This window comes from Comamonas sp. (assembly GCF_036666375.1).
Classification (GTDB): Bacteria; Pseudomonadota; Gammaproteobacteria; order Burkholderiales; family Burkholderiaceae_C; genus Comamonas.
Genome location: NZ_JAVWWA010000054.1, coordinates 27,181 through 31,667, shown reverse-complemented (window position 1 = coordinate 31,667; position 4,487 = coordinate 27,181). Strand labels below are relative to the sequence as shown.

Sequence of the window (4,487 nt, the reverse complement as noted above, 5' to 3'; positions counted from 1 at the left end):
GCCGCTTGCGCATTCCAGCTACCGGACCAGGGCCCACGCACCCAGGCGCTCTACGATGCCATCAACCGCGTCCAGGCGATCATCGAGTTCTCGCTCGACGGCCGTGTCGTGCATGCCAATGAGAATTTTCTCCATACCTTCGGGTATACGCTGCAGGAAGTACAGAACCAGCACCATCGCATGTTCTGCACGCCGGAGTTCGCAGCATCACGCGAATATGCATTCTTCTGGGAACGGCTGGGAAAAGGCGAATTCGATGCCGGGGAATATCGGCGCCTGGACAAGCAGGGAAAAGAGATCTGGATACAGGCGTCCTACAACCCCGTGCTCAACGCCCAGGGACGGCCTGAAAGCGTGGTCAAGTTCGCCACGGACATCACTGCGGAAAAAATGCGCAACAGCGAATTCAAGGGCAAGCTCGATGCCCTGTCGCGTTCGCAGGCAGCCATAGAGTTCGACATGCAGGGCAACGTCATCGACGCCAACGCCAACTTTTTGCGCGCGCTGGGCTACACCTTGCCGGAAATCCAGGGGCGGCACCACAGCATGTTCTGCACCCCGGAGTTGGTCAAATCCGCCGAATACCGCAACTTCTGGGCGGATCTGTCGCAAGGCCGGTTCCAGAGCGGCCGTTACATGCGGCTGGGCAAGCATGGCGCCGAGGTCTGGATACAGGCCACCTACAACGCCATCACGGACGCCAACGGCAATCCTTACAAGGTGGTGAAATTCGCCATGGACGTCACCGAACAGGTGCATAGGGATCAGACGATACGCGAGAAAGTCCCGGCGATATCCGCCGTGCTGGAGCAGCTCTCGGGCTCCACCGATGGCATCACCAAAAGCTCCCAGCAGTCGCTAGCGCTGGTGCTGGCGGCACAGGAGCAAGCTTGCGGCGGCGCGGCGCTGCTCGAGCGCTCGCGCGAAGCGACACGGCAGATCCAGAATGCGTCCCGCAGTGTCAACGAAATTGTGGACAGCATCCGCGACATCGCCAGCCAGACCAACCTGCTGGCGTTCAACGCCGCCATTGAAGCCGCGCGCGCTGGGGAACATGGACTGGGATTTTCGGTAGTCGCCGACGAGGTCCGCAAACTGGCGGAAAAGTCTGCCGCCGCGACCAAGGGCATCAGCCAATTGATGACCGAGACCATGGCGCGTATCGAAGAAGGCAGCCGCCTCTCGGAACAGGTCGAAGATGTATTCTCGAAAATCACGCGTGCCGTGGGCAACTCGTGCGGAGCGATGACGGACATCCACAAGGCCTGCGCCCAGCAAGCCGAAGCCACGCACAGCGCCGCGCGCCTGCTGTCCGAATTGCATGGCGCGTCGAGCCGGGGTTAGGACTGGACAATGCATCCATCTCGTTCACCAACCAGTCACAACCGCTATGCAATGGTGCGCATGGCTGGCGTCACATTGGCCGTATCGGTGGGCGAAGTCAGCCAGGCGATGCCGTTCAATGGAGCGGCCGGCCATTTGCCGCGCAGCGAACGACCACTCGTGGGCGTGTTGCATCATCAGGGCAAGGTGGTGCCCGTGGTCGATCTCGCTTGCTGGGGCAGCCTGCGGCAGGCAGGAGAGGCGGCCATCCATGCCCAGGTGCTGATACTGCAACACTGCGGCCGAATGACCGCAATCGCCATCGAACGCACGGTCGGTATCGCGGTCGTTGGAGATGGTGCGGTGCAACGGGTACACCATGAGACAGCCGCGCACGAGTTGTTCCACAGCGTTCTGAAAGTGGACGGCTGCGAATACCCGATTCCCCTGCTGGATACCGCGCATGTGATGCAACAGACCCAGGTCTGGGTGCAGGAACAAGCGCTCGAGCGGCCGGCATCCGACGCTCCACCCGCTGCGCGCAGCGCCACGGAAGCCGCCGGCAATGCGTGCACCGAGACTTATGTCGTGGCCGAACTGCAGGGATTGCGCTTCGCCTTGCCGGTCCAGGCCATAGGCAGCATCTTGCAAACTCCGCCGATACAGAAGCTGCCCCAATTGGCAAAAGGCCTGCAAGGCGCTTTTACATGGGGCCGGCGCAACATCCCAGTCGTGCGGATTCACCACGAATTGGGGATGGCACTGCCGCCCGCCGATAGCCCGATGCAGGCCTGGCTGATGGTGGTGCGCACGGAAAGCGCGGCCCTGGGAGTTCTGGTCGACCGCCTGGTGGCAGTACAGCGGTTTGCGTCAAGCCGCCTGCAGCCGGCCATCACCGCCTTGGTCACCGAAGTGGCGCCCGATCCCGGCGATGCGGGAGCACCGCCCATACAGCTGCTGTCGGCTGCCGCGCTGTTGAGCGCATTTTCCATGAGCGCCATAGGTGCTGCCAGCCCGCAACCCATGCAAGCGCCGGCCCCTGAGCCTGCGCGCACCAGCCCGGTAGAGCTTGTCCAGGGCCGTACCGCAGCGCTGGCCAGCAAAGTCGCACCAGAGGCATACCTGATCATCGAGGCCGGCCGCACCGTGGCCGCGCGCCTCAAAAGCATTCAGCATATTGCCATGTGCCCGCCGGCCGGCGCAGACGACAACCTGCCCGAACCCACCCACTTCCCCTGGCGCGGGAAACTGGTTCCGCTGCTTGACCTGCGCAGGCTCACCGACGGCATGGCATGCATTGCGGGGCCCGAAGCACGCGTGCTCATCATGCAGGAGGGCGAGGCGTTGACCGCTCTCGTGGTGGAGGCCGTCCTTGACCTGGTACCGGCTTTGGCGGGCTCCATTATTTCGCTGCGCCTGAACCACGGCCGCAGCCTCGACCTGCTCACCTGCGCGATGGGAGACAAGCAATGCAGTTACGAAGTCGTGGACCTCGGGTCAATTCGGGACGTACCCAAAAGCATGAGAGAAATGTAAAAAAACCGGCACAGCGTTCACGCGCGTAGCGCCGAAAGAGGCATTCTGGTATTTAGGAATCTGATCGCTGCCGGAGTGCGCAGCCCGAAATGGAAAGTTTTCATGCTCAAGCGAATCCGCATTCAACATCTGACTCTGGGCATGTACGTACACGACTTCTGCAGTTCCTGGATGGACCATCCGTTCTGGCGCGCCAAGTTCGTTCTCAAGGAGCCCAAGGACCTGGCACGGATCCACGCCACGGCCATCAAGGAGGTCTGGATCGACACTTCGCGGGGCCTCGATGTGGCCGCAGGCGTGCAGGCCGTCTCGCGTGATGAAGCGGATTTCCAGGTGGAGACCGAATTCGGCATGCTCGACATGCTGATGCCGATGGTGGCGGCCACACCCCATCCCCAAAGCCCGCCGCCTGCGCCTGTTTTCTCTCATGCACTGGGCCGCGCTCCGACCAGCATCAGCGTCGAATTGCAAGCCGCGGCGTCGATCTGCGTGCAAGCGAAGCAGGCCGTGGTCTCGATGTTCAACGAGGCACGCATGGGCCAGGCAGTGAACTCGGAGAATGCGCGCAATCTGGTCGAGGAAATCTCCGACTCCGTCACGCGCAACCCCAGCGCGCTGATCAGCCTGGCCCGGCTGAAGACGGCGGACAACTACACCTACATGCATTCAGTGGCGGTTTGCGCACTGATGGTGGCGCTGGCCAGGCAAATCCGCCTGGATGAGGAGCAAACGCGCCTTGCCGGCATGGCGGGCCTGCTGCATGACCTGGGCAAGGCAGCCATACCGCTGGCCGTGCTCAACAAGCCGGGAAAGTTGACGGACGAGGAGTTCGCCATGGTGCAGGACCATGCAGTGCAAGGCTACGCCATGCTCAAGGCAGGCGACAGCGCGGACGCGGCGGTGCTCGACGCCTGCCGCCATCACCACGAGAAGATGGACGGTACGGGCTATCCGGACAAGCTCAAGGGTGAAGAGATTTCCCTGATCGCACGCATGACGGCCATCTGCGACGTGTATGACGCGGTCACATCCGACCGCGCCTACAAGCGCGGCTGGGATCCGGCGGAGTCGCTGCGCTGCATGGCGGAGTGGACCAACGGACACCTCGACCCGCGGCTGTTCCAGGCCTTCGTCAAGAGCATAGGCATCTATCCCGTGGGCTCGCTGGTGCGGCTGACTTCGGGCCGCATCGGGGTGGTGATCGAGCAGGGCCAGCAATCGCTGATATCGCCCAAGATCAAGGTGTTCTTTTCGACGAAGTCGAACCAGCGCATCCCGACCATGGTCATCGACCTCGCCCAGCAAGATCCGGCCGAGAAGATCGTGGCGCGGGAAAATCCCGGCAAGTGGAACTTCACGGATCTCAACGAATTGTGGTCGGGCTTGGCGCAACCTGCCTGCTGAGAGGACGGCATTGTCCGGCCCCAAGGCGATGCGCGGCGATCCCCGGTTGACCTTCAACGGCCACCCAGGTATCGATCAGGAGTTCGGAGCCTGCCAGCAGTTCCTCGATCCGGCTGGCCCGGTGCGTGGGCAAGCGCGTGAGTACGTTCTTCAGGCAGGCATAGGGTCATGCCCGTTCCAGGCCCATCACCGCGGCCGCGCGCAGGCTGCCGGCGAACAGTATT

Annotated in this window: 4 protein-coding genes; all 4 read left to right on the top strand. The window is 62.6% G+C overall.

The features are described from left to right. Positions 1-1,344, top strand: a 1,344-nt coding sequence (locus RR928_RS14220; RefSeq protein WP_442881919.1) for a methyl-accepting chemotaxis protein, incomplete at its 5' end; no start/stop codon positions are given. A 9-nt stretch (positions 1,345-1,353) separates the two neighbouring features. Beyond that, positions 1,354-2,859 carry a chemotaxis protein CheW gene (locus RR928_RS14215; protein ID WP_332683023.1) on the top strand — a complete coding sequence of 502 codons (1,506 nt, stop codon included), beginning with the start codon at positions 1,354-1,356 and terminating at the stop codon, positions 2,857-2,859. Positions 2,860-2,961: 102 nt separating this feature from the next. Next, complete coding sequence (locus RR928_RS14210) at positions 2,962-4,263, top strand: HD-GYP domain-containing protein (RefSeq protein ID WP_332547906.1); 1,302 nt, start codon at positions 2,962-2,964, stop codon at positions 4,261-4,263. Positions 4,264-4,273: 10 nt separating this feature from the next. After that, positions 4,274-4,487: hypothetical protein (locus RR928_RS14205; protein ID WP_332683027.1), on the top strand; the 214-nt coding region annotated here is incomplete at its 3' end.

Coding starts and splice junctions, on each gene's coding strand:
- RR928_RS14215 (WP_332683023.1), top strand. CDS start 1,354: ATGCATCCATCTCGTTCACCAACCAGTCACAACCGCTATGCAATGGTG.
- RR928_RS14210 (WP_332547906.1), top strand. CDS start 2,962: ATGCTCAAGCGAATCCGCATTCAACATCTGACTCTGGGCATGTACGTA.